The 20,790-nt window shown below is 41.4% G+C and carries 17 protein-coding genes; 8 read left to right on the top strand and 9 right to left on the bottom strand.

Annotation, left to right across the window (positions count from 1 at the left end; all coding sequences use genetic code 11):
* Positions 1-103: 103 nt before the first annotated feature.
* The 5 genes from PSF42_RS10490 to PSF42_RS10470 form a co-directional block, all read right to left on the bottom strand.
* Positions 104-913, bottom strand: a complete 810-nt coding sequence (locus PSF42_RS10490) for a protein bax (RefSeq protein ID WP_125895244.1) — start codon at positions 911-913, stop codon at positions 104-106.
* 492 nt (positions 914-1,405) lie between these two features.
* Positions 1,406-2,551 (bottom strand): DUF4056 domain-containing protein, encoded by a 1,146-nt coding sequence (locus tag PSF42_RS10485; protein WP_272679985.1) that lies wholly within the window; start codon positions 2,549-2,551, stop codon positions 1,406-1,408.
* On the bottom strand, positions 2,551-3,696 hold the full coding sequence (locus PSF42_RS10480; RefSeq protein ID WP_213914412.1) for a BamA/TamA family outer membrane protein: 1,146 nt from the start codon (positions 3,694-3,696) through the stop codon (positions 2,551-2,553). The genes PSF42_RS10485 and PSF42_RS10480 overlap by 1 nt, the downstream gene beginning before the upstream one ends.
* A complete protein-coding gene (locus PSF42_RS10475) occupies positions 3,696-4,682 on the bottom strand; it encodes a hypothetical protein (protein ID WP_272679984.1) in 987 nt (328 codons plus the stop codon). Before PSF42_RS10475 ends, PSF42_RS10480 begins: the two co-directional genes overlap by 1 nt.
* 236 nt (positions 4,683-4,918) lie before the next feature.
* Positions 4,919-5,101 carry a hypothetical protein gene (locus PSF42_RS10470; protein WP_102139173.1) on the bottom strand — a complete coding sequence of 61 codons (183 nt, stop codon included), beginning with the start codon at positions 5,099-5,101 and terminating at the stop codon, positions 4,919-4,921.
* A gap of 253 nt (positions 5,102-5,354) precedes the next feature.
* Between PSF42_RS10470 and PSF42_RS10465 the strand changes: the two genes are divergently transcribed.
* The 6 genes from PSF42_RS10465 (at position 5,355) to arnT (ending at position 14,257) form a co-directional block, all read left to right on the top strand.
* A complete protein-coding gene (locus PSF42_RS10465) occupies positions 5,355-6,812 on the top strand; it encodes a DUF4026 domain-containing protein (protein WP_272679983.1) in 1,458 nt (485 codons plus the stop codon).
* Between the two features lie 270 nt (positions 6,813-7,082).
* Positions 7,083-7,538, top strand: a complete 456-nt coding sequence (locus PSF42_RS10460) for a regulatory protein RecX (protein WP_125895254.1) — start codon at positions 7,083-7,085, stop codon at positions 7,536-7,538.
* A 250-nt stretch (positions 7,539-7,788) separates the two neighbouring features.
* Entirely contained in the window at positions 7,789-9,147 is a 1,359-nt protein-coding gene (gene dcuC, locus PSF42_RS10455; RefSeq protein ID WP_102139170.1) for an anaerobic C4-dicarboxylate transporter DcuC, read from the top strand.
* A 276-nt stretch (positions 9,148-9,423) separates the two neighbouring features.
* A complete protein-coding gene (locus tag PSF42_RS10450) occupies positions 9,424-10,683 on the top strand; it encodes an aromatic amino acid transport family protein (protein ID WP_125892970.1) in 1,260 nt (419 codons plus the stop codon).
* 285 nt (positions 10,684-10,968) lie between these two features.
* Entirely contained in the window at positions 10,969-12,243 is a 1,275-nt protein-coding gene (locus PSF42_RS10445; protein ID WP_272679982.1) for a bifunctional O-acetylhomoserine aminocarboxypropyltransferase/cysteine synthase, read from the top strand.
* Between the two features lie 367 nt (positions 12,244-12,610).
* Entirely contained in the window at positions 12,611-14,257 is a 1,647-nt protein-coding gene (gene arnT / locus PSF42_RS10440) for a lipid IV(A) 4-amino-4-deoxy-L-arabinosyltransferase (protein ID WP_336313768.1), read from the top strand.
* A gap of 67 nt (positions 14,258-14,324) precedes the next feature.
* On the opposite strand, the gene PSF42_RS10435 is transcribed toward arnT, so the two are convergent.
* From PSF42_RS10435 to PSF42_RS10420, 4 genes are read right to left on the bottom strand one after another with little or no spacing between them, the layout of a single operon-like run.
* A complete protein-coding gene (locus tag PSF42_RS10435) occupies positions 14,325-14,501 on the bottom strand; it encodes a hypothetical protein (protein WP_185746923.1) in 177 nt (58 codons plus the stop codon).
* The gene (locus PSF42_RS10430) at positions 14,498-17,602 is read right to left on the bottom strand and encodes a MexW/MexI family multidrug efflux RND transporter permease subunit (protein WP_248467506.1); all 3,105 of its coding nucleotides are present in this window, start codon (positions 17,600-17,602) and stop codon (positions 14,498-14,500) included. Before PSF42_RS10430 ends, PSF42_RS10435 begins: the two co-directional genes overlap by 4 nt.
* A 10-nt stretch (positions 17,603-17,612) precedes the next feature.
* Positions 17,613-18,722 (bottom strand): efflux RND transporter periplasmic adaptor subunit, encoded by a 1,110-nt coding sequence (locus PSF42_RS10425; protein WP_125892964.1) that lies wholly within the window; start codon positions 18,720-18,722, stop codon positions 17,613-17,615.
* 12 nt (positions 18,723-18,734) lie between these two features.
* Entirely contained in the window at positions 18,735-19,163 is a 429-nt protein-coding gene (locus PSF42_RS10420) for a DoxX family protein (protein ID WP_272679980.1), read from the bottom strand.
* 99 nt (positions 19,164-19,262) lie between these two features.
* On the opposite strand from PSF42_RS10420, the gene soxR reads away from it, so the two are divergent.
* Both soxR and PSF42_RS10410 read left to right on the top strand, forming a co-directional pair.
* Positions 19,263-19,760, top strand: coding sequence for a redox-sensitive transcriptional activator SoxR (soxR, locus tag PSF42_RS10415; protein ID WP_125892960.1), 498 nt, complete (start codon positions 19,263-19,265; stop codon positions 19,758-19,760).
* Between the two features lie 232 nt (positions 19,761-19,992).
* Positions 19,993-20,778, top strand: a complete 786-nt coding sequence (locus PSF42_RS10410; RefSeq protein ID WP_125892958.1) for an SDR family oxidoreductase — start codon at positions 19,993-19,995, stop codon at positions 20,776-20,778.
* Positions 20,779-20,790 lie beyond the last annotated feature (12 nt).

Genomic DNA, 20,790 nt, shown 5'->3' with positions numbered 1-20,790 from the left:
AATTGGTTGAATGAGTAAAGTAAGTTCAATGCGGTTTGTGAGGGATAAAAAAAATCCACTTAACGAAGTGGATTTTTTATGTCTTGTACCTGGTGATACAACATTAAATGCGAGTGGCTGCTCTTTGTTGAGCTTGTGTAATCAATTCTTCATTACTCGCGTACATCTCTTGTAAATAGCGGTTATAGGTTGAACCTAACTCTGAGTACCCTTTCATATCATTAATTAGCTTTTTCGTATCCAGCTCATCTTTTGATAAACGCTGTTTTGCTCGTGAAGTTCGTAGAGATTCATAAGCGTTATGGGTATTCATGTTTTTCATATAAGCAGTCACGGTATCTTCTACAGAAGAATATGTAGAATAGCCTTTAATCTTTCCTTTTTTGGTCTGGCAGCCACTACCGCAGCGCATACCAAATAAGTTACCGTTTTGCAGAGCGAGTTGTGATGTACCCCAACCAGACTCTGTTGCTGCTTGTGTTGCAACTAAGTGTGTTGGCATGATGTCGACACGACTCAATAGTTTGTTCCAATTTAAACGTTTTGGATTACTACATTTCATACCATAGCTATTACAGATTTGTTCAAGACGGCGCAACTCTTGGGCGCTCCACTTCTTGTTAGCTCGTACTGATAATAACCAAGTACGTTCAGCCATAATCTGTTTATTCACTTTTTCAATAACAGGGACAACCGTTTTCAAAAATGCTTTCTTTCGAGGCGTACCAGAAGGGTATTTGCGTAAATCAGGGAGTGAGGTTTTAGCCTGACTTACATTCTGTTGCACAGTTTTATTAGTATACTCTTTATTGAGCATTGTGCTGGTACTGGTGGAGCCCATACTCAGGCTCGAAAATAAAAGTAAAAATAAGAAAGCGAAGACGGCGTTTGTCCTCATCGTTCGAGAGGGCATTTGCTTCTCCTAAGTATCTCTGAACAAAATTCGAGCGAATATTAGCAGATTAATTTTTCACGAGCTACATTTATCCGGGTGACATTAGGGAAACTTCTGTATTATTTTGTAGACTTTTTTGCATTATTATGAATCAATTGATTTTAAATGGTGTAAAATTTCTATTGGTATATTTTCATATGAAGAATAATAAATTAAATTGTTTATTCCCGTAGCGCCGGAGCTTTACTTAAGTTAAATTTGATTAAAAAGAGTACAATTCATGCAGTTATTACAGGGTTATTTCGTCTGAAAAATAAGCAATCAGAAGGCTGTTTTTTAATCAAAATGAGGTCTTCATCGTTTTATTAAAGTCTATCGAGGCGGTAAATGTGAAATAACATTATTATCTGCAAATGAGTAAAAAGTGACATTTAACTTAAAATTCTAAGTGCGGTAATGTTAGGACAAAGTCCGATAAAGCGATTTACATAGATATCACAAATCTGCTGATTAAGGTTTTAAAACTTGTTGCAGTAAATCTTGTTGCTTCGCATCTTCCGCCAACTGTGGAAAATCTGCCACCGTCCAATAAGAGATAGGCTTGGGAAGTTGCTTCATATTGTCAGTAGGGAGCAAGCGCAGTTGCGCGAGTAATGACAAATCATATTTGAGGTAGCGATCGGGCAAGGTTAAACGTAAACCTTTAGATGGCATCATTTGTGGGGGCATCAAAGGATAACGTTGGTCACTTGTATGGTAATCTCTTGTTAAAACAAGAAATTTCTCCGGTACCCTACGGTAACTGTTCCACCACAAACCATCAACGCTATCAAATGTTTTCCGCGTGGTTTTTCTATCTTTGCTACCGAGCTGGTGAAGTGCTAGCGGAAGAATATTTTCCATAGACTGAGAGTAAGTGGCTAAAGAGCTTGCTCGGCCTTGTAGGATCAAGGTTAAGGCCAGACGAGAACCGAGTAAATTTGAGTACAGGTCTTCAGGAGAAAATGCGGAGATCCCTTCAGAAAAGCCGGGTACAGATTGATAACCATACCACTGCGCAATTTCATGCCATACAGCAAGCTGGAAAGCTAGTTTTGCAGCTAAATAGGCACTTAGGGTATAACGCTGCTCAGCAGATTGTGGTGGTTCAAATGCACTGAAATGTATTTGCCTATCCGCTAGCTCTTCATTAAGAGACAGCGACCATTGTTGACCAAGGCGTGGATAAATTTGGCTAAATAAGTAAAAAGTATAATCTGCAGTATCTCTGACATGGGAAATATCAATAAACCCGCTTTTATCTGTATAGAGTAAGCCTATTTTTTCATTACTGAGCCCCATTAATGCAGCAGAGGCACCTAAAAAACTGTCATTATAATGGTGTTCACCAAGGCTATCCGCTTCAACGATATTATCGATAGTGTAAAACGGCACTGGGAGTCCCCATAGTTCAGCTTGCAAGTTGTAGCCAAAAGCGCAGCAAGCCCGTAAACCTTGTGGAGGGGCTAAGGAAGTAATAACAGGCCATGCTTGTGAGGCCTCCTCAACGGTATAAGGGGTAACGACTGGCTCAATAGTGGGCAATTCTAGTTTGTCGTGGCTTTGGCAGGCGGCTAATAAAAGCGCAATCCCTATTGGGGTAACCCATTTGAACATTAGAATGCCTCCCCAACCTGAAAGTAGATCCCAGTACTGTTACGACCGATACCTAAGTCTAAACGGACATTCATTCTTGGTTTAAATTCAAAACGATAGCCTACACCAACGGTGGGTAACCAATGCCCTTGGCCTAATTCGGACGCCGTATCACTCATGGTTCCTGTTCCTAACCAACCCACAATACCATGGCGCCAATCGAGTTTATGGCGAAGTTCAATTTGACTGGTGAATATATTGTTATCACGATAGCGGCCTTCGTAATACCCGCGCATACGGTTACCATTACCGAGTAATGATAGCTGGTTCCACGGTACATTTCCGCTTGAAAACCTTGCATAATTGTCGAACGCAATAACAGTCTCTTCGGCTAACTGATGATAGTACGCATATTGCAATTGGGTGGTTTGAAAACGAGTGTCACTCCCTAGATTTGGGGCAAAATAGGTATAAACCACTTCGAAAGCTTGTCCTTGGTAGGCATTAGGCAAAAAATCACGAGTATCATAACTGTAATATGCACTGATGCCTGAATTTAATACCGAGCGACCCCCAATTGAATTGGAGAAATAATGTTTGGCGCCATCATCAGGATCGCTGGCGTTGATTGACGAAAAGTTCCAACCGAGCCCAACATAAGTAGAGTCAGCCAGTTGGTATAAGGCTCTTGGGGTTATTTGGAACTCTTGGGAATGGTACTTTTCTTTATTGTGATCGTTTTTCCCTGCAGAATATCCCTTACCCCAATAATAAGTGGGAATATTGTTAATGGTACCGGAAACAAATAACCGCCACTGGTCGTTATCAATAAAATTGTAATTGGTAAAATTTAAGCCAAATGCACCTGTAGACGATGCAAAACCGCTTAATCCAATAGAAGATGGCTGGGTTTGTTTATCTTCTTTATCTATTCGATATAAACCAACCAGAGCGGTGCCAATACCAATGCCCATTTCGGGGGTATAAAATGGCCCCGGTAATATGCCCCAATCAACAGTTTTACTTTCATCAAAGCTATTTTCCCCACCGAGATCGTTTAGCCAGCCATCGATTTGCTGGCGCTCGGGAAGGAAATCAGCTTTAGCAGGAAAAATAATAAAAAGGCTGAGCAAGGCCAGCCTTTGAATAATTGCCGAATGCCACATTAAAAACGGAATTCTCCAGACACAAAGAAGGTATTACGATTATTAAAACCGAATTCAGTGAGCACATTAAAATTACGCGTAAATTCGACACGAGCACCGACAGTATTATTCCATTTATGAGCAAGATGTTGTTTTACATCGAATTTCATACCTGGATCATCTAGGGCATTAATAAAACCTTGAAATGCAGGAGGTAAATCAAGTTTATTTACATTCCCTTTAAAACGTTGAGTAATATCTTGGTACATGGCACCAGTCCAAATTTGAACTTTGGTATCACCTTGCCCATCAATTAGTGGATCAAAAGTGAATTGATAACCAATACGAGGGGAAATTATTAAAGCTTTAATGTCACCATCTAAAACATCGAGGTTGGTTTTGGTGTAGTTTAAATCTAATGTTGTGAAAAAGTCGTTATAACCTCCGGCTAAAGTAAAACCAGCACCATAAGTTTTTCCTTTAAAATCTAAATCAAAAGGTTGATCTTTAAGTAAAAAATCTAAGGATAAGCCACCTAAACTACCACCATTTAATGTAGTATGTGATTTACCTTTAGTGTGGCCATATAACCCGTAAACGTTTAAAAAAGGAAAAATCCAAGAGTCTATCTTTAGAGTGTGAGTTTCACTTTTTTGTCGTGTGTGGCCAGCATCAATACTCAGCGCAGCTGCGGTATCTGGGTTTTTAGGCATAATAAACCCGATTCTATCCACCACAATATCTTGGCGCATATTCATATAACCATAACTTGCCCCAAATGGTTCCGGTAAATCATACCCTCGGGCACGGGCTTCATCGCCCCAAATCGGCAGTACTCGTGACTCTGAGGTAGAAGAACGAGTAATGCCGCCTTCGCTGTTATTTTGGGGTACTCCAGATTCACTTACAGAGACTGAAAATAATGGGCGATCGCTATCAGCAAAACTCACAGACATGCTCATGATAGAAGAAAGGATCAGTGCAGTACTGAATTGAATGCGTTTCATAAAATTGGCTCAATATTTGGACAAAAGAGAAGTGTAATAGATAAATTGTTATTAGTCGTACAGTGATGAATAGAATTCTATCATTAGAGGTCCATTTTTAGATGGCGCTTAATGCTTTTTTGTTGATATTTAAACCTAAATAAATGTGTGTTTATTGTTTATTTAAGAATTACCGCCCGAAAGGGGTAAAACAGGTGCCGATATCATAAACAGCATCGGCACTGAGCTGGTAAAGGCTATTTTTTAGTTTGCTGATGAAATTTAACTCGCTCATGAAAATAGGCTTTCAAATGGTCTTCCATTTGGTGAATTTTTTGTTCTAAGGCGTTGACCAACACTTCATCGCTGTTCATATCGAAAACGCGTTGCATTGCGAGGTCATCGACATATTCTTTTTGTGCTTTGGTTAAATCAGCCATATTTGAATTACCTTTATTGAAATAGAACTTTTTGCTTTATCAATTTAAAGCAAACTAAAGAAAGAGCATTATTGTGCCTCAGTCAATACAGTATGAAAAGTAGAATAACTGATTGTCGAATAATGATTATTTATTAACTTAGTTACAATATGGAGGATCAAATCACAATCTCTGTTTGTTAAGAATAATCACAATATTCTTAATGAATATAAGCTGATATCCTCGCCAGAGTCACTTATTAATAGGTCTGAAAATGAATAACAAACAATATTACCTTGATACAGCAGTGGGTGAGGGCGAGAAAGAAGCATCTATGATGGTTGCTATCCCAGGTTCTGAGTTGACGTCTTTATTGCTTGAGCAACGCTTAGAAGAGCAAACGTATTTTACTGATGGTGAAATAGATTATATTCCAGAGGACGGCGGCTTTTTCTTTAGCTGTAAAAAAGATGAGGAAGAATTACGTTTTTATATCGCTTTAGTGGATAGCGATCCTGAATATACTATCAACCCTTATTTTGCCACTGACCCAATCAGCCCTGAGCTGTATGCAGAAGCAAGTGCAGCCCCTCAAGCGGTGATTGTTGAGTGCTTATTTCAAGGACAACCATTAGTCAATTATCTGCAGCAGTTAAAGGTCATTCAAATCTTGGTACCCGATTTATTACTGGGCCTGGATATTTCTGCCGCAGGGAAAGTGTTTACTCGTGAGTGGCTTAATTTCCAACTCATTGATGATTTAATGCCAAGTATTGATTCTTTGTATGTTGTTCATGCCATTTATGACCAAGAAGACAACGAAGACAAGCCAGAAGAAGAGCGGGCGCCGACCATGTATTGGTTCCACACGCACGGTTTGGCTCGCTGTGGTTTATCTGAAGCGGAAATTATTATACCTCACCCGATCGCTTCTTATTATGGTATTCCCGAACTGTTTTGGAGCTTCGTAAATAACAGTATTACTCACGGAAAAATCGTGTTTAATGAACCCATTTTTATTGGGCAAACCCAAGCAGGCTATGAGTATTTAGTTGCCGTTCCGTTTGAAGAAGGTCTGTTGCACGTGGGTAAATCAACGCCAATTGATGACTTGAAGCCACTTGAAGAGATGAATTTCGAGTTTGGAGATGCGTCATCAGAGCGCTTTATGGGAGATTGGCATGATAGAGATGAATCTCATCAGCACCCATCCGCGATGTTGTTCCGTGTGACACAAGAAAACCCTGTATTAGAAAGTTTCTTTGAAGGCTTTGAAGACCAAAACGCGATGATGTTTATGCGTACCGATGAAGAAACCGCTGATATGTCCCGTAAAGCCAAATTACGTTGGGAATATTTCACGCATATGTTAGATAACTACGGGCCAAAACCAGTGGCTCAGAAGAAAGGTTTCTTTGCCAAATTCCTCGGTAAAAACGAGGAAGCTGAAGATTCAGAATGGCGCTTTTTAGTGAAATGCGGTATTGGCTATCATGACGCAGAAGAAGACTTCGATGGTCATGAACATATGTGGTTTGAACCTGTTTCTTGGAATGGTGACCAGTTTGAAGGGCGTTTAATTAATCATCCTTTTTATGTGAAAAATATGCAAGAAGGGGAAGTTTACCCATTAACGCGCGACGATATTACGGACTGGACAATTTATTTCCAAGACGGCAGCTATACCCCGGATACGATATATAAATTGTTGAGTGGTGCTAAAGTTCACTAACTTGTCATACTCGTCATACTTCAAGCTGCATGGGTGTTGACTGCACTCAGCCAGCCGAATCACATACTTATGTATGCTCATCGGTCTGTCTTCGTTTGTCGCCTACATGCAACTTGAATTATTTAGAGTACATACGCGTCACGATTCAAGCTGCATGGGTGTTGACTGCACTCAGCCAGCCAAATCACATGCTTATTCAAGCTAGAGTACAAAGGTTTATGTTAGACTGGGCGCGCAATGCGCCCAATTTAATGATGAAAGTTTAACGCCATGAATGAAACCGAGCTTTACCAATACGCCTTGTTTATGCTTTCCCGCCGTGATTATGGGAAAGCTGAGCTATTTGCACGTATGAAACGGCGTATGTATGAGAAAAATGACGGCATTATCGATGAGTCTTTAATTGAATTGGTGCTTGAAAGGCTAAGTGAGCAACATTTTCTTGATGATGACCGTGTTGCTGGGCTATTAATGCAAGGTTATCTGCGCAAGGGATATGGGCCATTGCGGATAAAACAAGAAATGCGACAGAAAGGTTTCACTGAAACGGTTGTGGAAAAACATTTTGCCACTATAGATGTAGATTGGTTTGAAAAGGCCGCACTGGTACGTAGTAAGAAATTTGGGGATAATATTCCTAAAGATTTTAAAGAAAAAAGTAAGCAAATTCGTTATTTACAATATCGCGGTTTTTTTGGTGATATGATTTATGAGTTATTTAGTTAATCAATTTCCTTCTTTAATGTGAAAACATGATGCCGCTAAATTAAGCTGACTTTCCTATTTTTTATTAAAATATGGGGGTATCGGCTGTAAACTGCCGTCTAAAAGAGATTTTTTACTTATTCTGCTTGTGTTTTAACGTATTTCTATACTAAAAATCATCTGTTGATATGATCATAGTCAGTGAATTTTGCTTAATGATTAGGCAGAGTGATTTTTTATAATTACAAAATAAGACAGGCAGGAGAAATACATGATTGAGCTCTTAATCGGCGTTATTGTCGCCATTGGAGTTGGGCGTTATATCATAAAAGGGTATTCCGCAACGGGTGTACTAATGACAGGGGGTATTTTACTTCTGATCATTACTGCGATTATGGGTAAAAGTATTTTACCAGGTTCTGTTCCGACGACGGGGTGGCGCGTAACAGATATTCTGGAATACATAAAATTCCTATTAATGAGCCGAGGTGGCGACCTTGGCATGATGATCATGGTGTTATGTGGGTTTGCATCTTATATGACTCACATTGGGGCAAATGATGTTGTGGTGAAAATCGCTTCTAAGCCATTAAAAATGATCAACTCCCCCTATTTGTTGATGGTTGCCGCTTATATTGTGGCATGCTTGATGTCGTTAGCGGTTTCCTCTGCGACAGGCCTTGGTGTATTACTGATGGCGACGTTATTCCCTGTCATGGTGAATGTTGGGATCAGTCGTGGTGCAGCAGCGGCAATTTGTGCATCGCCAGCGGCAATTATTTTAGCGCCAACATCCGGTGACGTTATTTTGGCGGCAAAAGCGGCTGAAATGCCATTAATCGACTTCGCATTTAAAACGACCTTACCGATTTCTATCGCGGCAATTGTGGCAATGTCAATTGCGCACTTCTTCTGGCAACGTTATTTAGACAGAAAAGAGAACGTCAAAACAGAAATGTTAGACGTCAATGAAATCAAAACACACGCACCTGCTTTCTACGCTATCTTACCTTTTACGCCAATTATCGGTGTTTTAGTGTTTGATGGTAAATGGGCGCCTGAATTGCATATCGTTACGATTATTGTTGGCTGCATTATTTTAGCTGCAGTCATTGAGTTTTTACGCAGTTTTAGCGCGAAACACGTCTATGGTGGCTTAGAAGTTTGTTATAGAGGAATGGCCGATGCATTTGCAACGGTTGTGATGTTGTTAGTCGCCGCTGGGGTCTTTGCGCAGGGTTTAAGCACCATTGGTTTCATCAAAGGGCTAATTGACCTCGCACAATCATTTGGTTCAGGTGCAATTGTGATGATGATTGCCCTGGTCGTGATTACGATGTTAGCCGCGATGACAACGGGCTCGGGAAATGCACCGTTCTATGCGTTTGTTGAGCTAATCCCTCATTTAGCAAAACAAATGGGCGTCAATCCTGCTTATTTAGTGATCCCAATGTTGCAAGCCTCTAATTTAGGGCGGACTTTATCGCCTGTATCAGGGGTTGTCGTAGCTGTATCTGGTATGGCAAAAATCTCTCCTTTTGAAGTGGTGAAAAGAACGTCAATTCCAGTATTAGTTGGATTGGTTGTGGTGGTGATTGCGACAGAAATATTAGTTCCAGTCTACCTATAAAACTTCAGTTTTTCAGGTAAAAAAATGGCTGAGCAAATGGCTCAGCCATTTTTCAAATTAAAAATTAAATACTTTATATCTAAAATTTACTTTTTTAATTAATTGCAAAATTATTTATTCACAGAATAATTACGTGGTATTTATTTTTTTTACGTTATTAACGAGATCTACACCAAAAAGTTGAAAAAAATAGCGTGATTAAATTAGGCACTGTTGATTATTTAATGCAAAATCTGCACATCTTATTTTAATAACGTTAATGATGAAGAACACAAGATGAGCACAATTGAAAAAACAGTAGATACAGCAGATAAACCTGTTAGTAAGTGGACCTATAAGGATTTTACTTGGGTACTTTCTTTATTTGGTACCGCCGTAGGGGCAGGAGTTCTATTCCTGCCAATTAAAGCGGGTGCAGGGGGGTTTTGGCCATTAGTAATATTAGCAATAATTGCAACACCAATGATTTGGTTAGCCCATAAAGGGTTAGCACGCTTTGTTTTATCTTCAAAAAATCCAAATGCGGATATTACAGATACGGTAGAAGAACACTTTGGTAAAGTAGGCGCAAATATTATAACGTTTGCTTATTTCTTTGCTATTTACCCTATCGTATTGATTTATGGTGTAGGTATCACAAATACCGTTGATTCATTCTTGGTAAATCAACTCGAAATAGAGCCGCTGCCACGATGGTTACTGTCTGGGGTGCTGATTGCAGCAATGACTGCAGGGGTGGTATTTGGTCGTGAGCTTATGCTAAGGCTTACTTCTCTAATGGTTTACCCTCTGGTATTCATTTTATTAGCTTTATCATTGTATTTAATTCCTGAATGGAATACGTCAATGCTAGAAGTGGCTCCTGATTGGAGTGCAATGCCTGTGATTGTTTGGATGGCGATCCCACTAATCGTATTCTCATTTAACCATAGCCCAATTATCAGCCAATTTACTAAAGACCAACGTCAGCAGTTTGGTAATAATGCGATTGTGAAAACAGATATGATTACGGGTGGTGCAGCATTAATGCTGACAGGCTTTGTGATGTTTTTCGTTTTCTCTGTGGTCTTATCACTAAGCCCTGCAGAGCTTGCCGTTGCGAAAGAACAGAATATTAGTGTGCTATCACATATCGCGAATATTAACCCATCGCCAATCTTGTCTTATTTAGGGCCGATAGTTGCTTTTGCTGCGATTGTATCGAGTTATTTTGGTCACTTCTTAGGGGCTCACGAAGGCTTAGTTGGGTTAATTAAGTCCCGTTCTTCTTTCTCTGTGAAGAAAATTCAAACGGCTTCCATGTTATTTATTGTGATTACAACGTGGATTGTGACTATTCGTAACCCGAGTATTTTAGGCATGATTGAAACGATGGGGGCACCAATGATTGCCGCTATTCTGTTTATTCTACCTGTCGTGTCGATGAATATTGTTCCTGCGATGAAGAAGTTCAGCACGTCAAAGCCTGCTCAAATCTTCACCTTTATTTGTGGACTGGCCTCTATTACTTCAGTTATTTATGGTGCATTTTCATAAAAACAAATAAAACTTTATAAGCAGAAAAGCCATGGCCTGTAAGGGTTGTGGCTTTTTTATATCAATATGAAATAGGTTATAAGGATAGATATTAATGTAACTAATTTTTAATCTGAATAGCGTGATAATCACCCTCACCACATCTATCAATGTGAAATAATTTCAAGTACAAGTAGTTGCTCGATGTAGCGGCTTAGGTAATATCTAAGGTTATCACAGCATCATAATAACGTAATCACTACCTCTGGCTGTATCTATTCCAGTGTGTCGTAACAAGGATAAAGAATGAAATTAGAAACATTATCGATTCACGCCGGTTACTCTCCTGACCCTACCACTAAGTCCGTTGCCGTGCCAATCTACCAAACCACCTCTTATGCTTTTGATGACACTCAGCACGGTGCCGACCTCTTCGATTTAAAAGTTGCGGGTAATATTTACACGCGAATTATGAACCCAACGAATGATGTTCTAGAGCAACGAGTAGCTGCGCTTGAAGGTGGTGTCGCTGGCTTGGCCGTTGCTTCTGGTATGGCAGCAATTACTTATGCGATCCAAACCATCGCACAAGCAGGGGACAACATTGTTTCTGTTGCTAAATTGTATGGTGGAACTTATAACTTATTAGCTCATGCTCTACCGCGCTTAGGCATTGAAACGCGTTTTGCGGAGCATGATGACTTAGCAGCACTTGAAGCGCTAATTGATAACAAGACTCGAGCTGTATTCTGCGAGTCAATTTCAAACCCGGCTGGTTTTATTGTTGATATTGCGGCACTTGCTGCAGTAGCACATCGCCATGGCGTGCCTTTGATTGTCGATAATACCGTGGCAACCCCTTATTTATGCCGTCCATTTGAACATGGGGCAGATATCGTCGTTCATTCATTGACCAAATATATTGGTGGGCATGGAACATCACTTGGTGGAATGGTTATTGATTCAGGTAAGTTCCCATGGACAGACTACCCAGACCGTTTTTCATTATTGATAGAACCAGATGTGGCTTATCATGGCGTAAGTTATACCGAACATTTTGGCGCAGCGGCCTTTATTGCGCGTTGCCGAGTTGCACCATTGCGCGGAACGGGGGCTGCATTATCACCGTTTAACGCATTCTTGATTTTACAAGGTTTAGAAACCCTCGCGCTAAGAATGGATAGACATACCGAAAATGCGCTAAAAGTGGCGAACTACCTCGAAAATCATCCACAAGTAGAGTGGGTGAAATATGCAGGTCTACCGAGTAACCCTGAACATGGTCTGGCGCAAAAGTATATGAATGGCAAGCCAGCAAGTATTATGTCGTTTGGTATTAAAGGTGGCCAAGAAGCTGGGGCGCGCTTTATTGATGCTTTGAAACTGATTGTGCGGTTGGTGAATATTGGTGATGCTAAATCACTTGCCTGCCACCCTGCATCAACGACACATCGTCAGCTTAATGATGCAGAGTTAGCGCAGGCAGGAGTTTCTCGGGATATGATCCGCTTATCAATTGGCATAGAACATATTGATGATATTCTAGCAGACCTTGAACAGGCGTTAGCTGCTGCCAAATAGTTTTACGTTGTATGAATAATAACCGGTTATGGTGAATGCCCTGACCGGTTTTTGTTTATAAACTGCCGTACACTTTTTTGTATTAATGATTAATATTAAGAACGAATTAAATTTTCACCTTATTTTTAAAGACTGAACTATTTTTTATATATTCAGTCTTAACCTGCAATCCTCATCTTTTTTATCGATAAAATGGAGTTTCTATTTATTAATTGTTTATATACAGCGATATTTATACCAATCAACTTTTGACTTGTTTAAATGGGGTTTAATTGGCATAACGATAATAGCTACATAAAAGAGTGTGTTTGTTCAAACGAAATAAATAAAATTATTAAATATCAATAACAAGAATGGTTGAGATGAAATGATTATGGCAAGCAATAAAGTTGCCTACCTAAAATGGTGTCTGTTATTTGGTTTTGTTCTAGTAACCTATTTTTTACCGTTAAACGGTAGGTTATTGTGGCAACCGGATGAACTACGGTATGCAGAAATTAGTCGGGAATTGATTATTAGTTATAATTGGAGCGTTCCTGAGCTTTTAGATATCCGTTATTTTGAGAAACCTATTTTTGGTTATTGGGTCGGGGCTATTTTCCAAATGTTATTTGGTGAAAATAACATTTCGGTTCGCCTTGGCGTAGTATTTAGCACATTAGTCAGTGGGCTATTTGTTTATCTCAGTGCCAAAATGGCTTGGAAAAACTCACGGCTCGCTTTCAATGCCGTGTTTATTTACCTTTCCATGTTGATGGTTTTTACTATCGGCACCTACAATATTCTTGACCCCATCGTGACAGCCTTTATCACTATGGTGATTTTCTTTTTCCAATGGGGGTTAACGACAAAATACTTCTCTCATAAATTACTCGCTTTCATCATGATGGGAGTCGCCTGTGGGCTAGGGGTATTAACAAAAGGTTTTCTCGTTTTAGTACTGCCAGTACTTGTTTGTTCCGTTGCCGCTATTTACTTTAAACAATTCAAAGAAGTATTTGTTTTCTCGTTTGTTTCACTGTTCACTGCTTTTGTTGTGTGCTTACCTTGGGCTTTCGTTATTGCCAGTCGTGAACCTGATTTCTGGCATTATTTCTTCTGGGTTGAGCATATTCAACGTTTTATGGCAAATAACGCGCAAAATAAATCCCCATTTTGGTTTTATATTCCTATTTTGCTCGCCGCGGTATTACCTTGGTTAGGTTACCTTTTTGGTGCGCTACGCCATGCATGGCAACAAAAAGGGTTACATACTTATTTTCTATTGTGGTTTATTGTGCCATTTGTTTTCTTCAGTATTACCAAAGGTAAATTACTGACCTATATTTTGCCTTGTATTGCACCTATTGCAGTTCTTATGGCCGCCTACATTGAAAAAATACTTGCTGAGAAAAAAACACGGCCTATCCGTTTGAATGCATTGATTAACACACTGATAGGTGGCGTTATTGCTGGGGGAATTATTGCTTCTGCTTATTACCCTAAACTGAGCGTGTTTCAGGCCGATGAAAGTGGAAAGTTATGGTTAGCCGCGGGCGCGTTTATTTTTTGGTTATTGGTTGCTTTAGTCTCTTTCAAACAACGGTTTTGGTATTTAGCTGCAATGTGTACGGTGGGTATTAGCTTAACTGTAGGTCATATTATCCCATCGCGTATTGCCAGTAATAATACGCCACAAGAGGTGATTGCGAAATATCATCACCAATTAGCGGATAAAACCGTATTGTTAACCAATAATGTCGGGTTAGGCACCACATTGGCATGGGTACTTAAACGCAGTGATATCACGATGCTTCACCAAACTGGGGAGCTAGGTTACGGGCTAAAATACCCAGATGCCGCTAATCGGTTTTATAGCTTAAAGCAGCTACCTGATTTATTAAAAAATTATCATTATAAAGATGTGGCGGTGGTCGTAGAAAATTCTCAGCGTGAATTGTTGGATGCATTACCGGGCAACCCAATTATTATTCGGGAAGGTAATCTTGTTTTAGCCTTTTATGAAGGCCAATAGGGACAGTACGTTAGGATATTCTTTGATAATAGCCGCCAAACCTAAAATGGTTTGGCGGCTATTCACATTAGCGCGTAGGCTTATTTAAAGTACTCGAGTTCGACGCTGAATAGGATTTTCCCAAAGTTGCGGGGAGACCATGATAAATTAATAGCATGGCCATGCTATTGCTCATCGTATTCACTTCCACTTCGTTGACTGTACGGTTGTTACGTTGATGACGGCTAGTTAACGTACTTCTCATTGGGACGTCTCCTCAGTTTCTTTGATTAGGCGATTCGCTTCGGCAAGCTCATAGCGCCTTGGTGTTAGTGCGGTTGCACTATGATTACGGGCGAGTAAGGTATAAATGGTCGGCAAAACAAACAGAGTAAATAATGTGCCAACTAACATACCGGTGACTATCACTAAGCCTAAGCCAAAGCGGCTATTTGCTCCTGCTCCAGTGGCGAATAGCAGTGGAACTAAGCCAATCACCATTGCTGCGGTTGTCATTAATATTGGGCGTAAACGAATTTGTGCTGCTTTGAGAATAGCATGTCGCCTATCTAATCCTTCATTGGCTTGTAATTCATTGGCAAACTCAACCATCAATATTCCATGTTTACTGATTAAGCCAATCAATGTGACTAAGCCGATTTGGGTGTAAATATTCAATGTCGCATAGCCAAGCGCCAATGGAATTAATGCACCACAAATTGAAAGTGGAACAGTAATCAAGATAATCAATGGGTCGACTAAACTTTCATATTGCGCCGCTAAGACTAAGTAAATAATGATGAGCGCCGCCATAAAGGCAAAGGCGAGGGTGTTTCCTTCTTGTTTATATTGGCGCGAATCGGATTGCCAGTCATGGCTAAAGCCTGCGGGTAGCTCATTGGCTATTTCGTCTAAGTAGGCAACAGCTTGGCCTAACGTGACACCAGGAGCGGGTATTGCTTGGAAAATTGCCGCATTTTGTTGATTAAATTGCGTGAGTTTATTTGGCTCCACTTGGGTGTTGATATCTACCACGGTTGAGAGGGGGATCATCGTTCCCGCTTCCGATTTTACATAATGTCGTGAAAGGGCTTCTGGTGTCAGGCGTTGGCTACGAATACTTTGTGGGATCACGTCGTAAGAACGGCCATCCATCCCAAAGCGGTTAATATAGTTTTCACCCACTAATAAGGTCAGCGATTCACCGATATCTTGCATACGAATGCCTAAGCTATTTGCTTTTGAACGGTTAATGCGGATTTCTACCACTGGGTTGTTGTAGTCGAGGTCACTATCGACCACCATAAACAGACCGCTTTCACGTGCTTGTTGCTTGATCTCCTCCATGGTTTTGTAGAGTACCGAATAATCCTGCGGGCTTCTGAGCACCATTTGGATTGGTAAGCCGCCAGTTGAACCGGGTAATGCAGGCAATTGGAAAACGAAAATGCTGTTCCCTTCGACATCACCAACGCGCCCTTGTAAGTCGCCTTGGATCTCAGACGCGACGCGGTCGCGTTGCTCCCATGATGTCAAGTTGGTTCCCCCAAAGCTAGCGGAGGGGCCATCGGTTCCGTTAATAATCCAAGTACTCTCCGTTTCCGGTAATTCCATGAAAACATCATGTAATTTACGTGAAAAACGTTCTACGTACTCGAGGTTAGCGTGCTGCGGTGATTTGATAGCGGTTAATACGCTAGATTGGTCTTCCACCGGAGCTAATTCACGAGGCGCAGATTGATAAAGCAGCGGTAAACTAATGAATACGCCAACGGCAATAACCCCTGTTAACCAACGGTTTTTCAAGGAGAAATTCAATACAATGGTATAGTAGTGGGCTAAGGTAGAAAAGAAGGTTTCTGCCATACGCGCCATACGCCCTTCATTCTGTTTTGAGTTCAACATGAAGGAGCTCATAACAGGAGAGAGGGTTAAGGCTACGACACCGGAAACAATCACCGCACCGGCCAACGTGAGCGCAAATTCTTTAAATAAAGCCCCTGTTAACCCCGACATTAGTCCTATAGGGGCATATACTGCTGCCAAGGTGATTGTCATTGCGATAACTGGGCCTGCCACTTCACGAGCACCAATTAAAGCCGCTAAAACCGGTGATTTCCCTTCTTCAATATGGCGATGGACGTTTTCGACGACCACGATAGCATCATCGACGACGAGACCAATCGCTAATACCATGGCGAGTAACGTGAGTAAGTTAATACTAAATCCAAATGCCATCATCAATGCAGCTGCACCTAACATTGATAGTGGAATAGCTAAAATTGGGATGATCACGCTACGAATCGACCCTAAACATAGGTAAATAACAGCGATAACAATCAGTAACGCTTCAACTAAGGTGTTAATAACTTGGTCAATAGACGCTTTAATAAAGCGCGAAGTTTCAAATGCCATTTCGACTTTAACACCGGGAGGTAATGTTTTGGTGATGTCTGGCATTAATTGATTCATACCATCAACGATTACCAGTGGGTTACCGGTTGGTGTGGCAAATAAACCAAGGTAAATCGCAGGCTCACCATTCATTAAACCACTGGTTTCTGTGGAAGCGGCCCCTAATTCAATGGTTCCTACATCTTTTAAACGTACTAACCCATTGCCATCGTTGCGGATCACTAAATCACGAAACTCATCGACATTAGTGAGGTCGGTATTGACATAGACATTAGAAATTACGAACTCGCCTTTGACTTTACCGGGTGCCGCTTGGTAGTTATTTTGGCGAACTGCTTGCGCAACATCCGCAGCGGTTAGCCCTCGGCCGGCTAATTTATCGGCATCCAGCCATAAACGCATTGCCAACTGTTGCCCACCAAAGACTTGAACTTTAGCAACACCATCAATTGAGGAATACATTGGCTCAATAACGCGAGAAATGTAGTCTGTCAGGGCGGGAATGGATAAATTGGTACTGGAAAAACCGATATAAGCAACCGCAGTGGATTCCCCAGAGGAAAGCTCAATCACTGGGTCATAAGCTTCTTTCGGTAATTTATAACGAACTTGGTTCACCTTCGCCATGACTTGTGCAAGGGCTTGAGTCGAGTCTCGGTTAAGTTCCATTCGAACGGTGACAAGGCTGCTTCCTTGCACAGATGAAGAGGACAGGTAGTCGACACCTTCCACTGAGGAAACCGCTTGTGCGATGGGTTGCGTCACAAACCCTTGCATCAATTTAGCCGACGCGCCAGGGTATTGCGTAGTAATGGTGATCGTCGAGCTTTCAAGTTGTGGATATTGGCGAATAGGCAACTTACTCAACGCAAATAAACCTATTAACACAATTAGCGCACTGACCACGAGAGCTAGAACAGGTCGGCGAACAAAAACATCAGTAAATTTCATTGCGCCTTCCTTATGAACCTTGAGCCGTGTTAGCGATTGGTTCAGACAATGTATCTTGAGCGACAGGGGTGACAGCAGAGCCGTCGTTTAAGCGTAATTGCCCAGAGGTGACGACTTTATCGTTAGCACTTAAGCCGTGTTCTATTTCTATTTTGCCATCCCAACGTTGCCCTGTTTTCACGGACACGCGCTTGACGGTCATCGCATCCCCTTCACCTTGTGTAATAAACACGGTATCGCCATAGGCGGTATATGTAACGGCGGTTTCTGGGATCGTAATGACTTCATTACTGGCTTGGCGAACCACATTCACATTGGCGTACATCCCGGCTTTTAATGTGCCATCACTATTTTCTAGTGTAGCTTGCAGGGCGATAGTGCGTGATTTGCCGATAAGTGGGTCAATGGCTGTAATACGGGCTGGAAATGTTTTATTGGGATAAGCATCCACCGTAATATCAACAATTTGTCCTTGATGCAGTTCCGGTGAGGCCTGTTCATCTAAAGAGAAATTGAGCTTTAAGGTTTGGGTATCCACCAAACTGGCAATGGCTTCACCAGGGTTTAAATATTGCCCTTCATGGACTTGGCGAATACCGATTGTCCCGTCGAATGGCGCTCGGATTGTTTTTTGCGCAATTAATGCTTGGGTTTGGCGGATCAGGCCTTGAGCAATATCACGTTCAGCACGGGTGCTATCTACTTGAGCCTCCGCCACTAAATGTTGCGCAGATAATGAACGGGTTCTTTCGTATAAGCGAGCCGCATTACGCAACTGTGCTTGGTAGCGTGATAAGTCCGCTTGTTCAACAGCATCGTTGAGTTGTACTAGTAATTGACCTTTTTTGACTTGCTGGCCAGATTCAAATGCAATTTTCGTAATACGGCCATTGGTTTCTGCCGCGACTAGGACTTGGCTGCCAGCTTCTAATTCACCCACACCGTAAAAAGTGCGAGGCGCGGTATCTAAGCTAACAGGAGCCAATGCCACTTTTACGGGTGGATATTGATAGGCTGCTTGTTCGTCTTCTTCATTTTGGGCGTAGGTTGAATAAATCGCGCTACCCGCCCCAACAGCAATTAAAACGGAACAAAGTGTCATTATTGTTTTTTTATTCATTAAATTTTCCTTCTATTTCTGCGTTTTTAACGCGAAATAAAGACCTCTAAAATGCCCTGCAATGGCGATAGCGATTAAGCCCCCAATAACAGCAATATGTTCAATTGCCCAAAACATCGCGATTTGAGCTTGTTCTCCCGTGTAGTTCCAAAAGGTGTGGACAACCACAATAGTGAGGAACAAAAACACGGCTAATGCCCCAGTACCAAGCCATAAAAGACGATTAAATAGCACAAGCACGGAGCCAACTAACATGACAGCAGCAGAAGCAATATTGAAAAACCAATCTGGGTGAAGACCTGCAGCACGCATTTCAGCCAGACTATTTTCATAATCAAAAACTTTGGCTAAACCAGATGAAATAAATAAAACCAAGACTAGTAAGCGAGCAATAATCCATAAGCTATTGCTTTCTAACATTTTGGTAATCACCGATGGCATAAACCTATCCCCTTTAAAAAAATAATCTCAATTGACAAACTAGCAGGGTGGCACTATAAAACCTTAAGTTAAGTTGAGGTCAAGCGCAGGTGAGCTAAAATGGTAGACAAAGACACAAAAACGATAAAACCGCAGAGAAATGAGGGGAAAAAAATTGATTTTACGCGGGCATTAACGGTTGGCGAAGTGGCAAAACGCTCGGGAGTGCCTGTTTCTACAGTCCATTTTTATGAATCAAAGGGGCTAATTCAAAGTACACGAACTCAAGGGAATCAGCGACGATTTCACTCTGTTGTACTTCGTTACATCGCCATTATTAAGGTTGCACAAAGTACGGGGATCCCATTACATGAAATTCAAGAGGCATTAGGGCGTTTTCCTGCAAATAGTGCACTCACTTCCGAGCAATGGAAGGAGATGTCGACACAATGGCGTAAATCTTTAGATAAGCGCATTCGGCAACTGACTCGTTTACGTAATGAGTTGGATAACTGCATTGGTTGCGGTTGTTTATCATTAAGTGATTGCCCACTGCGTAACCCTGATGATGTACTGGGCAAGAGAGGCCCTGGCGCCCGTATTTTAGAACGTCCATAATCTATTTTATTTATTTTTGCGATTAATCATACTTTTCATTATTTGGATAGCCACTGCCGAGAGTGGCTATTTGTCTAGTTATATCATCATCTTATTATTTAAATTGCGGCACAAAATGGATATTTTTTGCGTCCATCGGCTACCCCTTTCCCGCATATTTGCGTAACTATCCGTTATGTTAATTTTTTGTGAATTCATTGTAACCAGATGAAGGTGAAAGAGGGTGACAACGATGAAAGGTTTGAATAATAAGATTGCCATTGTGACTGGCGGAGCGACCAAAATTGGTGCAACCGTCGCGAAAGTATTGAGTGATTACGGTGTAAAAGTCACGATTTTTGATATTGATGCCGTGAATGGTGAAAAAGTCGCTCAAAGTGAGCCCAATATTGACTTTATTCCTGTTGATATCACAGATGACCAACAGCTTAAACAAGGTATTGACCGTGTTGCGCAGAAATATGGCCAACTCGATTTTTTAGTTAATCTGGCAGCCACTTATCTTGATGAAGGCCAGTTATCGACAAGGCAGGATTGGCTCACTGCGTTGAATATTAATGTAGTAAGTGCGGTGATGGCAGCGCAGTTTGCCAAAGCGCATTTCGTCAAGTCGGGTAAAGGTGCCATCGTCAACTTTACCAGCATTTCTTCTTCTGTCGCCCAAACAGGTCGTTGGCTCTACCCTGCATCTAAAGCCACTATGTTAGAGGTAACTCGCAGCCAAGCAATGGATTATGCGGCTGAAGGAATTCGTGTAAATTCCGTTTCCCCAGGATGGACCTGGTCCCGAGTTATGGATGAAATCACGGGGGGGGATCGTCAAAAAACAGACCGTGTTGCCGCTGATTACCACTTATTAAAACGCGTTGGTGACCCAGAAGAAGTCGCTCAAGTTGTCGCGTTCTTACTGTCTGATTTGGCCAGTTTTGTTACTGGTGCAGATTACGCTGTCGATGGCGGCTATTCCGCTATGGGGCCTGAACAGGCTAAACCCGCAATTCCCCGTCTTGCTGAATAAGACACCACTTTA

Origin of the sequence: Providencia sp. PROV032, assembly GCF_028484875.1 — a bacterium.
Lineage (GTDB): Bacteria > Pseudomonadota > Gammaproteobacteria > Enterobacterales > Enterobacteriaceae > Providencia > Providencia rettgeri_E.
The sequence above is the reverse complement of the archived record's forward strand: the minus strand, read 5'-3'. Positions and strand labels throughout refer to the sequence as shown.

Bases quoted from the DNA above. Each gene is read 5' to 3' on its own strand.
- PSF42_RS10490 (WP_125895244.1), bottom strand. From the start codon at position 913: ATGCCCTCTCGAACGATGAGGACAAACGCCGTCTTCGCTTTCTTATTT.
- PSF42_RS10485 (WP_272679985.1), bottom strand. From the start codon at position 2,551: ATGTTCAAATGGGTTACCCCAATAGGGATTGCGCTTTTATTAGCCGCC.
- PSF42_RS10480 (WP_213914412.1), bottom strand. From the start codon at position 3,696: ATGTGGCATTCGGCAATTATTCAAAGGCTGGCCTTGCTCAGCCTTTTT.
- PSF42_RS10475 (WP_272679984.1), bottom strand. From the start codon at position 4,682: ATGAAACGCATTCAATTCAGTACTGCACTGATCCTTTCTTCTATCATG.
- PSF42_RS10470 (WP_102139173.1), bottom strand. From the start codon at position 5,101: ATGGCTGATTTAACCAAAGCACAAAAAGAATATGTCGATGACCTCGCA.
- PSF42_RS10465 (WP_272679983.1), top strand. From the start codon at position 5,355: ATGAATAACAAACAATATTACCTTGATACAGCAGTGGGTGAGGGCGAG.
- PSF42_RS10460 (WP_125895254.1), top strand. From the start codon at position 7,083: ATGAATGAAACCGAGCTTTACCAATACGCCTTGTTTATGCTTTCCCGC.
- dcuC (WP_102139170.1), top strand. From the start codon at position 7,789: ATGATTGAGCTCTTAATCGGCGTTATTGTCGCCATTGGAGTTGGGCGT.
- PSF42_RS10450 (WP_125892970.1), top strand. From the start codon at position 9,424: ATGAGCACAATTGAAAAAACAGTAGATACAGCAGATAAACCTGTTAGT.
- PSF42_RS10445 (WP_272679982.1), top strand. From the start codon at position 10,969: ATGAAATTAGAAACATTATCGATTCACGCCGGTTACTCTCCTGACCCT.
- arnT (WP_336313768.1), top strand. From the start codon at position 12,611: ATGATTATGGCAAGCAATAAAGTTGCCTACCTAAAATGGTGTCTGTTA.
- PSF42_RS10435 (WP_185746923.1), bottom strand. From the start codon at position 14,501: ATGAGAAGTACGTTAACTAGCCGTCATCAACGTAACAACCGTACAGTC.
- PSF42_RS10430 (WP_248467506.1), bottom strand. From the start codon at position 17,602: ATGAAATTTACTGATGTTTTTGTTCGCCGACCTGTTCTAGCTCTCGTG.
- PSF42_RS10425 (WP_125892964.1), bottom strand. From the start codon at position 18,722: ATGAATAAAAAAACAATAATGACACTTTGTTCCGTTTTAATTGCTGTT.
- PSF42_RS10420 (WP_272679980.1), bottom strand. From the start codon at position 19,163: ATGCCATCGGTGATTACCAAAATGTTAGAAAGCAATAGCTTATGGATT.
- soxR (WP_125892960.1), top strand. From the start codon at position 19,263: ATGGTAGACAAAGACACAAAAACGATAAAACCGCAGAGAAATGAGGGG.
- PSF42_RS10410 (WP_125892958.1), top strand. From the start codon at position 19,993: ATGAAAGGTTTGAATAATAAGATTGCCATTGTGACTGGCGGAGCGACC.